Source organism: Teichococcus coralli (genome assembly GCF_009829925.1).
Classification (GTDB): Bacteria; Pseudomonadota; Alphaproteobacteria; order Acetobacterales; family Acetobacteraceae; genus Pseudoroseomonas; species Pseudoroseomonas coralli.
Genome location: NZ_SNVJ01000001.1, coordinates 67,807 through 84,375, shown reverse-complemented (window position 1 = coordinate 84,375; position 16,569 = coordinate 67,807). Strand labels below are relative to the sequence as shown.

Here is a 16,569-nt window from a genome sequence, read left to right as displayed (position 1 = left end):
CCCGCACCCTAGCAGGTCTTGTATAAGACACAAGTCTCCCTTTGCAGGATCTTGATCCCGTACCCAGGATAAGGGAACACGCCCGCGTGTTGTCCGACCCCCCTCCAGGAGCCGTTCCCCCCGTCATGTCCACCCCGCTCTCATCGCCACCTGCCCGGCTGGACGCCCGCCCGTTGTACCGGCAGGTGGAGGAGATCCTGCTGGGGCGAATCGTGGGCGGCGATTGGCCGCCGGGTCATGCGTTGCCTTCCGAGCCGGAACTCGCGGCGGAACTTGGGGTTTCGCAGGGCACGGTCCGCAAGGCGCTGACTGTGCTGGAACGGCGACACCTGATCGATCGCCGGCAAGGCCGCGGCACCACCGTCACACGGCACAACAGCGAGACGGCGCGCCACCATTTCTTCCGCGTGCGTGACCTCAGCGGCCGCTCGGTCGTGTCGCGCATCATGGTCGTCTCCTGCGCCACGCGGCCGGCGGAGCCCTGGGAGGCCGCCGCGCTCGGGCTCGCCGAAGGCGTGCCGGTCCACCATCTGCGCCGCGTCCGGCAGCTCGACGGCAGTCCGCGCATCTTCGAGCGCTGCACCCTCTCCGGTCCATTGCTGCCGGGCTTCCGACTGGAGCCAGGAGAGCTGCATCAGGAGCTCTACGTGCACCTCCAGCAGGCGCATGGCGTGACGATCGGGCGGGCGGAGGAGGAGCTTTCCGCCGGCGCCGCCGATGCTGAGACGGCCGCCGCCCTGGGCAAGCCCGCCGGCGTGCCGTTGCTGCGGGTGCAGCGAATCGCCTATGACGTCGCCGACCGCGCGGTCGAGGTGCGGCTTTCCATGATCGACACCGAGCGCCACCGCTACGCGGTGAAGCTCGACTGAGACGGGTCCCGGGGCGCGTGACGCTTGCATGCAGGGGGGGGCGGTGGTAATGGCCGCGCCTTCCTGATTGACCGCTGACTCTATACAGCACGACGAAAAGAGAGGCCCGGCGCCATGGCCGTTCCGAAGAAGAAGGTTTCGCCCTCCCGCCGCGGGATGCGTCGCAGCCACGAGGCTCTGTCCGCCCAGGCGCACCACGAGTGCCCCAACTGCGGCGAGCTGAAGCGTCCGCACCATGTCTGCGCCTCCTGCGGCCATTACGACGGCCGTGAGGTCGTGGCGGCGGGCAAGCCCCTGAAGTCCGCGGTCCGCGTCTGAGCCTTCCGGCACCGCCGAGGGAAATGGACACCTTGCCGCAGGTCACGCTGCCGCAGGACGGCGCCCCGCAGTCATCGCTGTCAGGGGGCTTCGCCCTTGCCATCGACGCGATGGGCGGGGACCACGCCCCTGAGTCCATCCTCGACGGTATCGAGATCGCGGCGGAGCGCCATCCAAAGGCGCGCCTGCTGCTGGTGGGCGACGAGGTCCGGCTGGGCGCGCTGCTCTCCCGCCGGTCCCGTGCCGCGCGCATCTGCGCCATTCGCCACGCCCCCGACGCCATTCCTGGCGACATGAAGCCGACCGCCGCGCTGCGCGTCCGCCATTCCTCCATGCGCGTCGCCATTGACGCGGTGGCGGCGGGCGAGGCGGCGGGCGTGGTCTCGGCCGGCAACACCGGGGCGCTGCTGGCGCTCGGCAAGGTGGTGCTGAAGACGTTGCCGGAGATCGACCGGCCGGCGCTGGCCGCCCTCGGACCCTCCGCGCGTGGCGACGTGGTGCTGCTCGACCTCGGCGCGAACGTCGCCTGCGACGCGCGCAACCTGGTCGAATTCGCGATCATGGGCGACTCCTTCGCCCGTGCCGTGCTTGGCCTGACCGATCCCAGCATTGGGCTGCTGAATGTCGGCAGCGAGGAGCTGAAGGGCGACGACCGCGTCCGCCAGGCCGCGGAGATGCTGCGCGAATCCGTGCTGGGTGCCAACTTCCGCGGCTTCGTGGAAGGACACGACATCACCGCCGGCACGGTGGACATCATTGTCACCGACGGCTTCACCGGCAACGTCGCGCTCAAGACGGGCGAAGGCGCCTTCAAGCTGTTCGGCAGCCTGCTGAAGCAGGTTTTCACCTCCTCATTGACGGCCAAGCTCGGATACCTGCTCGCGCGTCCCGCGCTGGAGCGGCTGCGCGAGTTCATGGACCCCCGCCGCTACAACGGCGCGGTGCTGGTCGGCCTCAACGGCGTCGTCGTGAAGAGCCATGGCGGCACGGATGCGCAAGGCTTCGCCCATGCCGTCGACACCGCGATGGACATGGTGACCCATCGCTTCAACGAGCGGATCCGCGAGAGCGCCGCGACCCTGCCGCCGCGCGGGCGCGTGGCCGCCGCCGAGCCCGGCGTGAACGCCCGCTGACGGCCGCTTCTGGACATCTGCCGCATGACCCTTCGCGCCTTGATCGCCGGTTCCGGCGGCTACCTCCCGGAACTGGTGCTGGATAACGACGCGCTGGCCGCGCGGCATGGGCTGGACACCTCGGACGCCTGGATCCAGGAGCGCACCGGCATCCGCCAGCGGCACCTGGCTGCCCCTGGCGAGCAGGCCAGCGACATGGGCGCCGCCGCGGCGCGCGCGGCGCTGGAGCAGGCCGGATTGCCGGCCACGGCGGTGGATGGCGTCATTGTCGCCACCGCGACGCCCGATGCCGTGTTCCCCTCCACGGCCGCCCGCTTGCAGGCCAAGCTCGGCATCAGCACCGGCTTCGCCTTCGACGTCGCCGCGGCCTGCAGCGGCTTCGTCTATGCCCTCTCCGTTGCTGACGCGATGATCCGGACGGGGCAGGCGCGCTGCGTGCTCGTGATCGGCGCCGAGGTCTTCTCGCGCATCCTGGACTGGACCGACCGCGCCACCTGCGTGCTGTTCGGCGATGGTGCCGGCGCCGTGGTGCTGCGCGCCAGCGACGAGGCCGAGGCGGAGGGGAGGGGCCTTCTTTCCTGTCACCTGCATGCCGATGGCCGGCATGGCGATATCCTGCAGGTGGAGGGCGCTCCGGGCCTGGTGCGCATGGCGGGGCGCGAGGTGTTCCGGCACGCCGTCAGCAAGCTTGCCGCCGTGGTGGACGAGGCGCTGGCGCATAACGGGCTGGACAAGTCGGCCGTCTCCTGGCTGGTGCCCCACCAGGCGAACCTGCGGATCATCGAGGCAATGGGCCGCAAGCTGGGCCTGCCGCCCGAGCGGGTGGTGGTCACCGTGGACCGCCACGCCAACACCTCGGCCGCCTCGATCCCGCTGGCGCTGGCCGAGGCTACGCGTGACGGGCGCGTCCAGCGAGGTGACCTGGTGCTGATGGAGGCCATTGGCGGCGGCCTGACCTGGGGCGCGGCGCTCGCCCGCTTCTAAGCCGATTCGCATCGGGCCGGCGTGGGAGAGCGGTAGCCTCTGCCCGGTCGTGCAGGGGCGCCGGAGGCTTCGCGACGCGCGGCCAGATGAGGTCGCCTGATGGGATAGGCAGGGTCGGCCTCGGCAGGAGGCCCGGGCAGAGCGCATCAGGATAAGTCGCGGCTCCGAGGACGCTCTGCTTACGCTCGGTGCTCAGGAGGTCCTGGGCCAGGCCCGTCGCCGCGACCCGCTCCCTTACTTCGGCGTAGTCTCCCCGGACCTGTTCGCTGGCCCCCTTCCGGCTGCGGCGCGCCAGGACCGCTGGGATCATCTGGAAGGGGTTCCGCACCCGGCGGTTCTGCGCATGCATGGAGGCGCCGGCCTGGATGAGGCGCCTCTTCCGCCTTGCGCTCGCCGCCGGCCTGGCCCTGGCGATGCCAGAGAGCGAGCGCCAGCGTGACGGCCAGCCGGAGCAGGAACGTTCATCATCCTCCTCGAAGGCATCGGGGGTGGTGCCGTCCACTTCCAGCACGCCCCGGACCGCACCGTTGTTGGCGATGGGCGCCTTCAGCACGGCGGCAACGCCGTGATCCCTCAGCAGGGCGGAAGAGCGGAAGGCCGGCTCAGCGCCGGTGCTGCCGCAGAGAAGGGATTAGCGCGTCTGGCGGCTCTGTTCGGGCGAAGACATCCTGTCGGCGCCCAGCCTGGCATGGCCGGCCGGACCAGGCTTCCACCTTATCCTGCCACCCTCAGCAGATCCCCCGTGTCGGGGACAGCAGGCCGGGAGGCCAGGTCCAGCAGGCGCTTGGCTGCAGTCGATTCTGTAGCGAGAGGGGTGAGGTCCAGCAGCATGGCCTGATGGCGGCGTACCCGCTCCAGGATGTGTTCTGCAGCCATCTTCAAGGAACGGCTGTGTGGCATCATGGGGTTGTTCTACCGTGAATGTTTCCAGTCCTGGCCCGACCCAGTCGCCCCGGCGTGGTTCCGGACGGAATGGTTGCGGCGCCTTGCCGCGGAGCGGGAGCGTTGCTGTCCAAAAGGCTTACTTCTTTCTGCTTGGCTGCCGCTAAGGTTCAGAAACTGGTCACTTCCTTGTGGATTGTGCAACGGCGGCCCGCTCCGCAGCGTATGGCATGAAGGGCAGCGAAGGCGTTGCCGTTGCGCCAGCGGGAAGGGTTCGGGCCTTGAAGGCAAACATGCATCCTCTTTCGGAGCCGCCGGCGACTCCGGTTGCCTCCTCCGGCCAGGCCTGGCGCAAGCGCCAGCGTCCGGCTTACCACCCCGAGGAGGGCGGTGCCGACCGCTCGGAATGGACGAGCCTGGTTAAGGCCGCCGTCCTGATCATCCTGCTGCCGGTGGCGGTGATTGCGCTTCTGCTGAGCCACTGAAGCCGGTGGACGGCCAGCGGCGCTGCCCTGGCCGTCGCCACTCTGCCGGAGTTTGCGGCACTGGCGGACGCTAATCTAAAAATTCATGTAAGGTGCTCCCTATGCGCCTCTTGGCGTGAGACGGGGCGTCCCTGTATGGTCCGGCCGCCCTTGGGGGCGCAGCGTTCCGCTGCGCCCCCTCGGTTGGGGGATCGAACCAATGCTGGTAACTTTGCCGCCCGACTATCGGCCGTCCGAAAACGAAGAGTTCATGAATCCCCTGCAGCAGGAGTACTTCCGCCAGAAGCTTCTGCGGTGGCGGCACGACTTGCTGCGGGAAGCGGGCGATACGTTGGCCAGCCTCAGCGAGGGCGGAATTGCCGAGGCGGACCTGACTGACCGCGCCAGCGTCGAGACGGACCGGGCGCTTGAGCTGCGCACCCGTGACCGGGCTCGCAAGCTGATCGCCAAGATCGATCAGGCGCTGGAGCGGCTGGAGAACGGCACCTACGGCTATTGCGAGGAGAGCGGCGAGCCGATCGGCCTGCGGCGCCTCGAAGCCAGGCCCATCGCCACCCTCTCCATCGAGGCACAGGAGCGCCACGAGCGGATGGAGCGCGTCCACCGCGACGACTGAGAGCGCCCGGGCGGCGCTTCCACCCCGGCCTCCGCCGGGACGGAGCGGCGGGCGCCGCCGGCATCCTGGCCGGCCGGTGGAGAGACGGGTTTGAGCCGGGTGCCCTCCCGCCTAATTTCGTCTTAGCGCTTGCATTCAGGGCGCATCCGGTGCATCTGCCGCCCAACGGTGGGTGCGGTGAATCGCTCCGGCGATTGCCGCCGGCCCGCTGCGTTCCGGGAGCTGTTCGGCCATTCGGCGGCAACGAGGCGGGAAGGGGTTAGCTCCTCCCCGCACTTCGGATTTGGGCCGCGAGCGGCGTGAAGGCTCTCCCGGAACGGCCCAGTCAAGGTTCTGGCGAGCACGCGGGACGGGACGCCGCGCTTCACTCGCATCGCTTTGTTCCCGCGCGGCTCGCGCCGCGACGCGTATGGAGGCCCCCCGTGGCGCGCACCCCGCTCGAAAAGATCCGCAACATCGGCATCACGGCGCATATCGACGCCGGCAAGACGACGACGACCGAGCGGATCCTGTATTACACCGGCAAGTCCCACAAGATCGGTGAGGTCCACGAGGGCAACACCACGACCGACTACATGGAGCAGGAGCGTGAGCGTGGCATCACGATCACCTCCGCCGCCGTGACGGCCGAGTGGAACGGCCACCGGATCAACATCATCGACACCCCGGGCCACATCGACTTCAACATCGAGGTGAACCGCTCGCTGCGCGTGCTTGACGGCGCGGTGTTCGTGATCGAGGGCGTGGCCGGCGTGCAGCCGCAGTCCGAGACCAACTGGCGCCTGGCCGACCGCTACAACGTCCCGCGCATCATCTACGTCAACAAGCTGGACCGCACCGGCGCCGACTTCTACCGCGCCGCCGCCACCCTGACCGAGAAGCTCGGCATCCCCTGGGTGACGCTGCAGCTGCCGATCGGCATCGAGGACAACCTCAAGGGCATCGTCGATCTCGTCACGATGAAGGCGCTGATCTGGGAAGGCGACGAGCTCGGCGCCAAGTACCACGAGACCGAGATCCCGGCCGACCTGGCCGACAAGGCCGCCGAATACCGCCAGATCCTGCTCGACACCGCGCTCTCCATGGATGACGCGGCGATGGAAGAGTACTTCGACAAGGGCGACGTCTCCATCGAGACCCTGAAGAAGTGCATCAAGAAGGGCACCATCTCCGGCGCGTTCCGTCCGGTGCTGTGCGGCTCCTCCTTCAAGAACAAGGGCGTGCAGCCGCTGCTGGACGCCGTGATCGACTACCTGCCGAGCCCGGTGGACGTCGAGGGCATCAAGGTTGCCCCCGAGGAGGGAGAGGAGGACGATCCGAACGCCGACCGCCGCGTGATCGAGGTCTCGGAGACCGCGCCCTTCTCGGCGCTGGCCTTCAAGATCATCAACGACAAGTACGGCAACCTCACCTTCATCCGCGTGTACTCGGGCGTGATCAAGCAGGGTGACACCATGCTGAACACGACCAAGGGCCACAAGGAGCGCATCGGCCGCATGTTCCAGATGCACGCCGACAAGCGTGAGGAGGTCAAGGAGGTCGCTGCCGGCGACATCGTCGCGGTGGTGGGCATGAAGGACACCGGCACGGGCGACACCCTGGCCGACCCCGCCGACCCTGTCGTGCTGGAGCGCATGGCCTTCCCGGTGCCGGTCATCGACATCTCCGTCGAGCCGAAGACCAAGGAAGGCGTCGAGAAGATGACGCTCGGCCTGCAGAAGCTGGCCGGCGAGGACCCCTCGCTGCGCCTGAAGACCGACCAGGAGACCGGCCAGACCATTCTGTCCGGCATGGGCGAGCTGCACCTCGAGATCATCATCGACCGCCTCCGCCGCGAATACGGCGTGGACGCCAATATCGGCGCCCCGCAGGTGGCCTATCGCGAGACGATCACCAAGCCGCACACCGAGATCTACACCCACAAGAAGCAGTCGGGTGGCTCGGGCCAGTACGCCGAGGTGAAGATCACCTTCGAGCCGAAGGAGCGGAACGAGGGTGTCGAGTTCGTCAACGCCGTCGTCGGCGGCTCGGTGCCGAAGGAGTACATCCCGGCCGTCGAGAAGGGCATCAAGGTGCAGGCCGACACCGGCGTGCTGGCCGGCTTCCCGACGGTGGACTTCAAGTACACCCTGACGGACGGCAAGTACCACGACGTCGACTCCTCGGCCCTGGCCTTCGAGATCGCCGCCAAGGCCTGCTTCCGCGAGGGCATGAAGAAGGCCGGCCCGGTGATCCTGGAGCCGATCATGGACGTCGAGGTGACCACCCCGCAGGACCATGTCGGTGACGTGGTGGGCGACCTCAACCGCCGCCGCGGCATCATCCAGAGCCAGGACATGGCGGGCACCTCCGTCATCGTCCGCGCCCATGTGCCGCTGAAGGAGATGTTCGGCTACATCTCCAACCTGCGCGGCATGACAAAGGGCCGTGCGTCCTTCTCCATGCAGTTCCACCACTATGATCCGGTGCCGCGCAACGTCGCGGAAGAGATCATGGCGAAGAGCGCCTGAGACATCGGATGCGGCTCCGCTGGCAGCGTGGCCGCATCGGAGACCCGGAGCCCGGCGCCGAGGCCAGCCGGGCCCTGGAATGGATTGGTTGTGACGACGCGGGCGATCCCATCGCCCGCGTCGTTCGCGTTCAGGGGCCTGTCTGGTTCCGCTGGCGGCTGCGCCATGCGGTTGCCCTGGACGCCGGAGGGCGCGTGCTGCAACTGCGGCCCGCGGTGCCCGCGAGTCGGTGGCTGGTGGTGGTGCGGGAGCGGGTGGTGGGCCGGACGAAGCTGCCCATGGACGGGGTGCGCCGCGCCGAGGCGCTTCTCGGGCAGGGTGGCGCCGTCACTCCGGCAGGCAGCGAATGATGTCGCGATGGCCACGCGCCAGGACCGGCCGGGTGCCGGCGGGGCAGGCAGCCACGGCTTCCCGCTGAGCGGCGGGCAGGCCGTTATCCCAGGGCGTGCGATCCAGGCCACGGTCGCAGCGGCCGGGCACCCCGCGCACCGGGGCGCCGCCATTCGGGCAGAGCCAGCGCCGGATCGCCTCAAGCTGCGCCGCGCTGGGCCGGCGCGGCGGGTCGGCCAGGGCGGGAGCGGTGCCCAGGACCAGCAGGGCCAGCGCGGCCGCGGCGATGCGACATAGCCTCATGGACAGGTCCGTAGCATCATTGCGCTTCCGCGTCGCCCGCGGGACACGCCCCTTGAAGTCCTGCCTGGATGCCGCAACATGGAGGCCATGGACCCCCGAGCCGACCAACGCCCCGTTCTGGACATGACGCCCGAAGGCGAGTTCCGCGACCCTGCGCCGCGGCAAGTCACCTGGCTGGACCGTATCCTGGCGCGGCTTGGCGGCATGGCCGCCTTGGTGGCGCTGATTGCGGCCGGGGTGGTTGTGGCGGGCGTGGCGGTGGCCTTCCTGGCGCTGGCGCTGCCTGTGGCGGTGGTCGCCGGGCTGATCGCCTTCGGCAGCCTTTGGTGGCATGCGCGCCGTGGCGGCACGCGGGGAAGGACCTTCAGCTTCGTCATGCGCCGCTAGCGCGGGCGCGGCCTAGCCGTTGTTGAGTTGAGTTCCGCGCTGCCGGTAGGTCAGCGCCTCCGCCATGTGGACGCGCAGGATCTGCACTTCGCCCGCAAGGTCGGCGATGCTGCGGGCCACGCGGAAGCACCGGGTGAAACCGCGATTCGATAGCCCCAGTTGTTCGGCGGCGCGTTCGGCGAGCGCCAGCGCCTCCGGCGCGGCGGTGGCCGTCAGAAGGTCGAGCGGCGCCTCGGCATTGCTGCGTGGCGCCTGGGCTCCTGCGCGCTCCGCCTGCCTTGCCCGTGCCGTGGCAACCCGGCGCGCCACCACGGCGCTGGGTTCCCCGCGCGGCGCACGCGCCATCTCGCCCGGAGCGATGGGCGCCATGCCGATGCACAGGTCCATCCGGTCCAGCAGCGGGCCGGAGATGCGCGCCTGGTAGCTTTCCCCGCAGCGGGGCGCCGAGCCGCATTCGCGCGCGGCATTCCCGAGATGGCCGCAGCGGCAGGGGTTCATCGCCGCCACAAGCTGGACGCGGGCGGGATAGGTGACGTGCGCGCTGGCACGGCTGATGACGCATTCACCGCTTTCCAGCGGCTGCCGCAGCGCTTCCAGCGCCGGGCGCTGGAACTCCGGCAGTTCGTCCAGGAACAGCACGCCGCGATGCGCGAGGCTGACCTCGCCCGGCCTGGCGCGGGGGCCCCCGCCGATCAGCGCGGCCTGGCTGGCTGAATGGTGCGGATTCCGGAAGGGCGGCCGGGTGGAGATGCGGCCACCTTCGATCAGCCCGGCCACGCTTCGCACCAGGCTCACCTCCAGCGCCTCGGCGGGCGTGAGGTCCGGCAGCAGGCCCGGCAGGCGGGCGGCGAGCATGGACTTGCCCGCTCCCGGAGGCCCGCTCAGCAGGAGGTTGTGTCCGCCCGCAGCGGCGATCTCCAGGGCGCGCTTCGCGCTTTCCTGGCCCTTCACCTCCGCGAGGCAGGGGCCGGTCGCCGCCTCGGGTTGCAGCCGGGGCGGCAACGGCGCGCCCATCACCTGTCGCCCGGTGAGATGGGCGATCAACTGCCGCAGGTCGGTGGCGGCCAGGATCTCCACCGAGCCTGCCCAGGCCGCCTCGCCGCCCTGCGCGCCGGGGCAGATCAGGCCGAGTCCGCGCGCCGCCGCCCCGAGTGCCGCGGGCAGGATGCCGGCCACCGGGCCGATGGCGCCGTCCAGCGCCAGCTCGCCCAGGGCGGCGAAGCCGGTCAGCTCCTCGGCCGGAACGACCTCCATGGCGGCCAGCACGGCGAGCGCGATCGGAAGGTCGAAATGCGAGCCCTCCTTGGCGCGGTCGGCCGGCGCCAAATTCACCAGCACCCGCTTCGGGGGCAGGCTGAGGCCGAGCCCGTTGAGCGCCGCGCGCACCCGCTCGCGGCTTTCGGCCACCGCCTTGTCCGGCAGGCCGACCACGGTGAAGGCGGGCAGACCGTTGGCGATCTGCACCTGCACCTCCACCGGCAGGGTTTCGATTCCCGAGAAGACGAAGCTGGCAAGGCGCGCGATCCGCATATCGCAGCGGCGTAATGAGTCCCGTGCGGCTTTTCAACGAATAGTTGAGAAAACCGTCAGCGCCCCCACGCGGTCAGGAAGCGCTCCAGCAGGCTGCCGATCACCCCGACATTGTAGCCGCCTTCCTGAACGACCACGGTCGGCAGCCCAAGGGCGGAAAGCCGCTCGGCGGCACGGGCGAAGCCCTCGGCGGTGACGCGCAGGAAGCTCAGCGGCTCGTGCTCCGAAGGGTCGAAGCCGAGGGGCACCACCAGGGCTTCCGCCCCGAAGCCACGCGCGCGGGTGACGGCGGCGTCGATCGCCTCCAGCCAAGCGGCATCGCTGCTGCCCTGCGGCAGGGGCAGGTTGAGGTTATAGCCCGCTCCTGCGCCGCCGCCCTGCTCGCTGGCATGACCGACATACCAGGGATAATAGCCGGAAGGGTCGCCATGGACGGAGGCCGTCAATACGTCGTCGCGCTCCCAGAAGATGCCCTGGGTGCCGTTGCCGTGGTGCGCGTCGATATCGATCACCGCGACCCGCGAGGCGCCGGCCCGGCGCAGCGCCTCGGCGGCGAGGGCACTGTTGTTGACATAGCAGTGGCCGCCGGCCCGGGCGGCATAGGCGTGGTGCCCGGGCGGCCGGCTCAGCGCATAGGCGCAGCCGCCCTGCGCCACCACATCCGCAGCGGCCAGCGCGCAACTCGCGGCTGCGTGGATCGACTCCCAGCTGCCGGGACCGATCGGGCAGGCGGTGTCTGCCGTGTACCAGCCGGTGCGGCCGACGATCGCCTTCGTGGGCGTCGCGCCCTGCGCCAGCATCTCGGGTGAGGGATGCATGTTGGCCACCACCTCCGCCCCCTTCTCGGGCAGGGCGGCCCAGGCTTCCGCCGCCTCGGCCAGGAAGGCGACGTAGCCGGCGTCATGCACCGTTGTCAGCGCCTCGGGCGCCACCAGGGGCGGTGCTTCGACGCCGGCGCCCATGCGGCGCAGGGCGGCAAGCAGCGCCTCGGCGCGCTCCGGCACCTCGAAGTTCCGGCGGACCTGGCCGCGCTGGAGAAAGAACTGCGGCGTATGCCGCGACTGGTCGGGGTGAGCGAAGGCGCGCATGGGAGATGAGGCTAAGCCCGCGGCGCGGCCTTGTCGATCCGCCGGAAGCAAGGCTAGCGTCCATCCCAGGGAAGCTTCACTGGGAGCCAGAAGAATGAGTCTTTCACGTCGTGGCCTGATGGCCGCAGCGGCCGCAACGCCTTTCCTGATGCGCGTCGAGGACGCGCTGGCGCAGGGCATCCAGCCCAAGCGCGGCGGCACCCTCAACACCATCGTCAATCCGGAGCCGCCGATTCTGCATGTCGGCGTCAACAACCAGGGGCCGACGCTGATCGTCAGCAGCAAGATCTTTCAGGGACTTCTGCGCTACGGCCCGAAGCTGGAGCCGATGCCGGAGCTGGCCAAGAGCTGGGAGGTCAGCTCGGACGGCCTGGAATACACCTTCCGCCTGCAGGAAAACGTCAAGTTCCACGACGGCAAGCCCATGACGGCGGATGACGTCGTCTTTTCCATCATGAAGTTCCACATGGAGCTTTCGCCGCGTGCCCGCGGGGTCTTCGCGCGCATCAAGGAAGGGGTGGCGGTGGACCCGCAGACGGTGAAGTTCACCCTCTCGGCGCCTTTCGAGCCCTTCCTGCTGATGTTCGACGTCACTGCCTCGGCCATTGTGCCGAAGCACCTGTTCGAGGGGCAGGACTACCGGCAGGCGCCGGCGGTGCAGAAGCCGGTCGGCACCGGGCCGTTCCGGTTCGCGGAATGGCAGCGCGGCAACTTCGTCCGTCTGGAACGCTTCGACGAGTACTGGAAGCCGAACCAGCCCTACCTCGACGCCATCATCTACCGCGTCATCCCCGACAGCCAGTCGCGCCGCCTGGCGCTGGAGACCGGGCAGGTGATCCTGACCCAGGCGAACGACATCGAACCCTTCGACGTGCCGCAGTTGCGCGCGCTGCCGAACCTGGAGGTGCAGACCAAGGGCTGGGAGTATTTCGGCCCGTTGATGTGGCTGGAGCTGAACCACCGGGTGAAGCCGCTGGATGACGTGCGGGTGCGCAAGGCGCTCGCCCATGCGGTGAACCGCGACTTCATCGCCCAGCGGCTTTGGTTCGGTATCGGCAAGCCGGCGACCGGACCGGTGGCCAGCACCACGCGCTTCTACGACGGCAGCGCCAGGATGCCGGGGCATGACGTCGAGGCGGCCAAGAAGCTGCTGGACGAGGCCGGGCTGAAGCCGAACGGGCAGGGGGTGCGCTTCACCATCAAGCACATGAGCCTGCCCTACGGCGAGGTGTTCACCCGGCTTGGCGAGTTCCTGCGGCAGTCGCTTCGCCAGATTGGCGTGGACCTGCAACTCGAGAGCGTGGATGTCGGCACCTGGGCGCAGCGCACCGCCAACTGGGACTTCGACACCACCATCAACTATCTCTACCAGTATGGCGACCCGACGCTGGGCGTGGAGCGCAGCTACGTCTCCACCAACATCAAGAAGATCCTGTTCTCCAACGTTTCCGGCTACGCCAACCCGAAGGTGGACGAGCTTTTCGGCCAGGCGCGCGACGCCGCGGACCCGAAGCAGCGCCAGGAGGCCTTCAGCACGGTGCAGAAGATCCTGGTGGACGACGTCCCGCTGGTCTGGCTGCTGGAGATGGCCTTCCCCACCATCCACGACAAGAAGCTGCGCAACGTGATCACCTCCGGCACCGGCGTGCACGCCTGCTTCGACGACGTGTTCCTGGCCTGATCAGGCATGGAGCTGTCTCGACTGCCCGCATTCCTGCTGGGCCGTGTCGTGAAGGCGGCGATCGTGATCCTCGCGATCGTCGTCTGCAACTTTCTGCTGATCCATGCCGCGCCCGGTGATCCGGCGAGCATCATCGCCGGCCAGTCCGGTGCCGCCGATGCCCGCTTCCTGGCGCAGCTTCGCGCGCAGTTCGGGCTGGACCAGCCGCTCTACGTACAACTCTGGCTCTACCTGAAGGGCGTACTGACGCTCGATCTCGGCTTCAGCCACCGCCAGCAGATGCCGGTCGCGGCGCTGCTGTGGGACCGGCTGCCGGCGACGCTGCTGCTCACCGGCGTGGCCTTTGTCTTCGCCATCGGTGTCGGCGTCAGCATGGGCGCGCTGGCGGCGCGGCGGGTCGGCACCTGGTGGGATTCGCTGATCACCGTGCTGGCGCTGGCCTTCTACGCCACGCCACTGTTCTGGGTGGGCCTGATGCTGGTGCTGCTGTTCAGCGTGACACTGGAATGGCTGCCCTCCTTCGGCATGGCCTCGGTGGGCGTCGAGCTCTCCGGCTTCGCCGCGGTGCTCGACCTTGCCCAGCACCTGATCCTGCCGGGCCTCACGCTGGGGCTGTTCTATGTCGCGGTCTATGCCCGGCTCACCCGCGCCACCATGCTGGAAGTGGCCGACCAGGACTTCGTCAAGACGGCGCGCGCCAAGGGCGTGCCGGAGGGGCGCATCCTGCGGCGGCACGTGCTGCGCAACGCGCTGCTGCCGGTGATCACCTTCGCAGGGATCCAGGCCGGGCAGCTCATCGGCGGCTCGATCCTGGTGGAGACGGTGTTCGCCTGGCCGGGCATCGGGCGGCTCGCCTTCGAGGCGCTGCTGGCGCGCGACTACCAGGTGCTGATGGGAGTCTTCTTCCTGACCAGCGTGATGGTCGTTCTGTTCAACCTGATCACCGACCTGCTCTACGCCATCGTTGATCCACGCGTGGAGGTGTCGCGATGAACAGCTTCTGGCGCAACTTCGCGCGCAACCACGGCGCGGTGGTCGGCCTCGTCATCCTGCTGCTGGTCATCGCGCTCGCCATCCTGGCGCCGGTGCTCTACCCCGGCAGCCCCTGGGACATGGTGGCCGCGCCCTTCGCGCCGCCGGGCGAGATGGGAATGCTGCTCGGCTCCGACAGCCTGGGCCGCGACGTGGCCGCCGGCATCGCGCATGGCGCGCGCGTCTCGCTGCTGGTGGGCGCCGTCTCGACCGTGGCGGCGCTGGCCATCGGCGTCACCCTCGGCGCCGTAGCCGGCTATCTCGGCGGCATGGCGGATGAGGTGGTGATGCGCTTCACCGAGTTCTTCCAGACCATCCCGAGCTTCGTGCTGGCCATCCTGCTGGTGGCGATCTTCACGCCCACCATCCAGTCCATCGTGCTCGCCATCGCGGTGGTCTCCTGGCCGCCGGTGGCGCGCGTGGTGCGGGCGGAGTTCCTGTCGCTGCGCTCGCGCGAGTTCGTGCAGGCGGCGGAGGTGCTGGGCAAGTCCCGCCTCGCCATCGTGCTGGGCGATATCCTGCCCAACGCGCTCTCGCCCATCGTCGTGCTCTCCTCGCTGATGGTGGCGACCGCCATCCTGCTGGAAAGCGCGCTCTCCTTTCTCGGCCTGGGCGACCCGAACATGATGTCCTGGGGCTTCCTGATCGGCTCCGGCCGCAGCGTCATCCGCATCGCCTGGTGGATGAGCGTGTTTCCCGGCATCGCCATCTTCCTCACCGTGCTGTCGCTGAACCTGGTGGGCGAGGGGCTGTCGGACGCGCTGAACCCGCGCCTGGCGCGCAACCGCGGAGGCGCGGCATGACCCGGCTGCTGACCGTCGAGAACCTCACCGTGGGCCTGCCGCGCGGTGCCGACCGGCCGAACGCGGTGGAGGAACTTTCCCTGCATCTCGATGCGGGCGAAATCCTCTGCGTCGTCGGCGAAAGCGGCTCCGGCAAGTCCATCACCGCCAACACGGTGATGGGCCTGCTGCCGAAAGGCCTGCCGGTGCGGAGCGGCCGCATCACCTTCGAGGGCGATTCGCTGCTCGACCTCTCGGCCGAGGCGCTGCGCGAGCGGCGCGGCTCCCGCATGGCCATGGTGTTCCAGGAGCCGATGACGGCGCTCAACCCGCTGATGCGGGTGGGCGACCAGATCGCCGAGGCGCTGGCCGTGCATGGCAAAGGGAGCGAGGCCAAGGCTCGGGTGCCGGAGCTGCTGTCGGCGGTGAACCTGCCGGACCCCGCGGCCATCGCGCGCATGCACCCCTTCCGCCTCTCGGGCGGGCAGCGCCAGCGCGTGATGATCGCGATGGCGCTGGCGCTGGAGCCGGCGCTGCTGATCGCCGACGAGCCGACCACCGCGCTCGACGTCACCACGCAGATGCAGATCCTGCGCCTGATCCGCGAGATCCAGGAGCGCAAGGGCATGGGGGTGATGTTCATCACCCATGACTTCGGCGTGGTGGCCGAGATCGCCGACCGCGTGGCCGTCATGCAGCATGGCCGCATCGTCGAGCAGGGGACGGCTGCGGAAATCCTGAACGCGCCGCAGCACCCCTATACCCGCGCGCTGATCGCCGCGGTGCCGCATGGCGCGGCGCCGGAGCGGCAGGCCATCCTGCCCGCGCCGGTGCTGGAGATGAAGGGTGTCACCAAGACCTACCAGCGCGGCGGCTGGTTCGGCGCCAGGGCCGTGGTGAAGGCGGTGCACGCCGCCGACTTCACGCTCAACAAGGGCGAGACGCTGGGGCTGGTCGGCGAGAGCGGCTCGGGCAAGTCCACGCTGGCCCGCTGCGTGGTGCGGCTGGTGGAGCCTGAGCGGGGAGAGATCCTGTTCCACGGCGCCGACCTGCGGCCGCTCTCGCGCCAGGGCTGGCTGCCCTACCGCAAGCGCATCCAGATGGTGTTCCAGGACCCCTATGCCTCGCTCAACCCGCGCCGCAGCGTGGGCCGGGCGATCACCGAGGGGCCTGTCACCCATGGCGTGCCGCCCGCCGAGGCACGCGCCCGGGCGCTGGAGCTGCTGCGGCTGGTGCGGCTCGATGAATCCGCCATGGAGCGCTTCCCGCACGAGTTCAGCGGCGGGCAGCGGCAGCGCATCGGCCTGGCGCGGGCGCTGGCCATGCAGCCCGAGCTGCTGATCGCCGACGAGCCGGTCTCGGCATTGGATGTCTCGGTGCAGGCCCAGGTGCTGGACCTGCTGGCCGAGATCCGCCAGCGGCTCGGCCTCACCATGTTGTTCATCACGCATGACCTGCGGGTGGCCGCGCAGATCTGTGATCGAATCGCCGTGATGCAGCACGGCGCCATCGTCGAGCAGGGGCCCACGGCGGAGGTCTTCGGCGCACCGAAGCATCCTTATACCCGAGCCCTGCTGGACAGCATTCCCGGACGGGGCTGGACTCCGCCCGTGCTCACCGAATCCGCCTGAAGGAGCGA

At 69.3% G+C, this 16,569-nt stretch carries 17 protein-coding genes; 13 read left to right on the top strand and 4 right to left on the bottom strand.

Features of this window, described 5'->3' with window-relative positions:
* Positions 1-125: 125 nt before the first annotated feature.
* The 4 genes from E0493_RS00390 (at position 126) to E0493_RS00375 (ending at position 3,304) form a co-directional block, all read left to right on the top strand.
* Positions 126-869, top strand: a complete 744-nt coding sequence (locus E0493_RS00390) for a GntR family transcriptional regulator (RefSeq protein ID WP_160934932.1) — start codon at positions 126-128, stop codon at positions 867-869.
* A 114-nt stretch (positions 870-983) separates the two neighbouring features.
* Positions 984-1,187, top strand: a complete 204-nt coding sequence (rpmF, locus tag E0493_RS00385; protein WP_160934931.1) for a 50S ribosomal protein L32 — start codon at positions 984-986, stop codon at positions 1,185-1,187.
* A gap of 110 nt (positions 1,188-1,297) precedes the next feature.
* Entirely contained in the window at positions 1,298-2,320 is a 1,023-nt protein-coding gene (gene plsX, locus E0493_RS00380; RefSeq protein ID WP_235913526.1) for a phosphate acyltransferase PlsX, read from the top strand.
* A 24-nt stretch (positions 2,321-2,344) separates the two neighbouring features.
* Complete coding sequence (locus E0493_RS00375; protein WP_160934929.1) at positions 2,345-3,304, top strand: beta-ketoacyl-ACP synthase III; 960 nt, start codon at positions 2,345-2,347, stop codon at positions 3,302-3,304.
* Here the strand turns inward: E0493_RS00375 and E0493_RS23840 are convergent.
* Positions 3,210-3,653, bottom strand: coding sequence for a histidine kinase dimerization/phosphoacceptor domain -containing protein (locus E0493_RS23840; protein WP_367614440.1), 444 nt, complete (start codon positions 3,651-3,653; stop codon positions 3,210-3,212). The genes E0493_RS00375 and E0493_RS23840 overlap by 95 nt on opposite strands.
* An 826-nt stretch (positions 3,654-4,479) precedes the next feature.
* Here E0493_RS23840 and E0493_RS00365 point away from each other — a divergent pair.
* From E0493_RS00365 to E0493_RS00350, 4 genes are all read left to right on the top strand, one after another.
* Positions 4,480-4,671, top strand: a complete 192-nt coding sequence (locus tag E0493_RS00365) for a hypothetical protein (protein WP_160934927.1) — start codon at positions 4,480-4,482, stop codon at positions 4,669-4,671.
* Between the two features lie 199 nt (positions 4,672-4,870).
* Positions 4,871-5,287: an RNA polymerase-binding protein DksA gene (gene dksA, locus E0493_RS00360; RefSeq protein WP_160934926.1), complete on the top strand. Its 417-nt coding sequence runs from the start codon at positions 4,871-4,873 to the stop codon at positions 5,285-5,287.
* A 422-nt stretch (positions 5,288-5,709) separates the two neighbouring features.
* Positions 5,710-7,797 (top strand): elongation factor G, encoded by a 2,088-nt coding sequence (gene fusA, locus E0493_RS00355; protein ID WP_160934925.1) that lies wholly within the window; start codon positions 5,710-5,712, stop codon positions 7,795-7,797.
* An 8-nt stretch (positions 7,798-7,805) separates the two neighbouring features.
* A complete protein-coding gene (locus E0493_RS00350; protein WP_160934924.1) occupies positions 7,806-8,147 on the top strand; it encodes a hypothetical protein in 342 nt (113 codons plus the stop codon).
* Here E0493_RS00350 and E0493_RS00345 read toward each other — a convergent pair.
* Entirely contained in the window at positions 8,125-8,430 is a 306-nt protein-coding gene (locus tag E0493_RS00345; RefSeq protein WP_160934923.1) for a hypothetical protein, read from the bottom strand. The two genes, E0493_RS00350 and E0493_RS00345, sit on opposite strands and share 23 nt — an antisense overlap.
* Before the next feature lie 78 nt (positions 8,431-8,508).
* On the opposite strand from E0493_RS00345, the gene E0493_RS00340 reads away from it, so the two are divergent.
* Complete coding sequence (locus tag E0493_RS00340) at positions 8,509-8,817, top strand: hypothetical protein (protein ID WP_235913510.1); 309 nt, start codon at positions 8,509-8,511, stop codon at positions 8,815-8,817.
* Positions 8,818-8,829: 12 nt separating this feature from the next.
* Here E0493_RS00340 and E0493_RS00335 read toward each other — a convergent pair whose 3' ends face one another.
* Positions 8,830-10,347, bottom strand: coding sequence for a YifB family Mg chelatase-like AAA ATPase (locus tag E0493_RS00335; RefSeq protein WP_160934922.1), 1,518 nt, complete (start codon positions 10,345-10,347; stop codon positions 8,830-8,832).
* A 56-nt stretch (positions 10,348-10,403) separates the two neighbouring features.
* Entirely contained in the window at positions 10,404-11,435 is a 1,032-nt protein-coding gene (locus E0493_RS00330) for a histone deacetylase family protein (RefSeq protein ID WP_160934921.1), read from the bottom strand.
* Between the two features lie 94 nt (positions 11,436-11,529).
* Here E0493_RS00330 and E0493_RS00325 point away from each other — a divergent pair, with 94 nt between their 5' ends.
* Genes E0493_RS00325 through E0493_RS00310 form a run of 4 tightly spaced genes read left to right on the top strand, consistent with a single transcriptional unit; the run spans position 11,530 to position 16,561 of the window.
* Positions 11,530-13,116, top strand: a complete 1,587-nt coding sequence (locus E0493_RS00325; RefSeq protein ID WP_235913509.1) for an ABC transporter substrate-binding protein — start codon at positions 11,530-11,532, stop codon at positions 13,114-13,116.
* Between the two features lie 6 nt (positions 13,117-13,122).
* Positions 13,123-14,109 (top strand): ABC transporter permease, encoded by a 987-nt coding sequence (locus tag E0493_RS00320; protein ID WP_202396824.1) that lies wholly within the window; start codon positions 13,123-13,125, stop codon positions 14,107-14,109.
* Positions 14,106-14,951 (top strand): ABC transporter permease, encoded by an 846-nt coding sequence (locus tag E0493_RS00315; protein WP_160934920.1) that lies wholly within the window; start codon positions 14,106-14,108, stop codon positions 14,949-14,951. Before E0493_RS00320 ends, E0493_RS00315 begins: the two co-directional genes overlap by 4 nt.
* Entirely contained in the window at positions 14,948-16,561 is a 1,614-nt protein-coding gene (locus E0493_RS00310; protein WP_160934919.1) for an ABC transporter ATP-binding protein, read from the top strand. The genes E0493_RS00315 and E0493_RS00310 overlap by 4 nt, the downstream gene beginning before the upstream one ends.
* Positions 16,562-16,569: the final 8 nt, after the last annotated feature.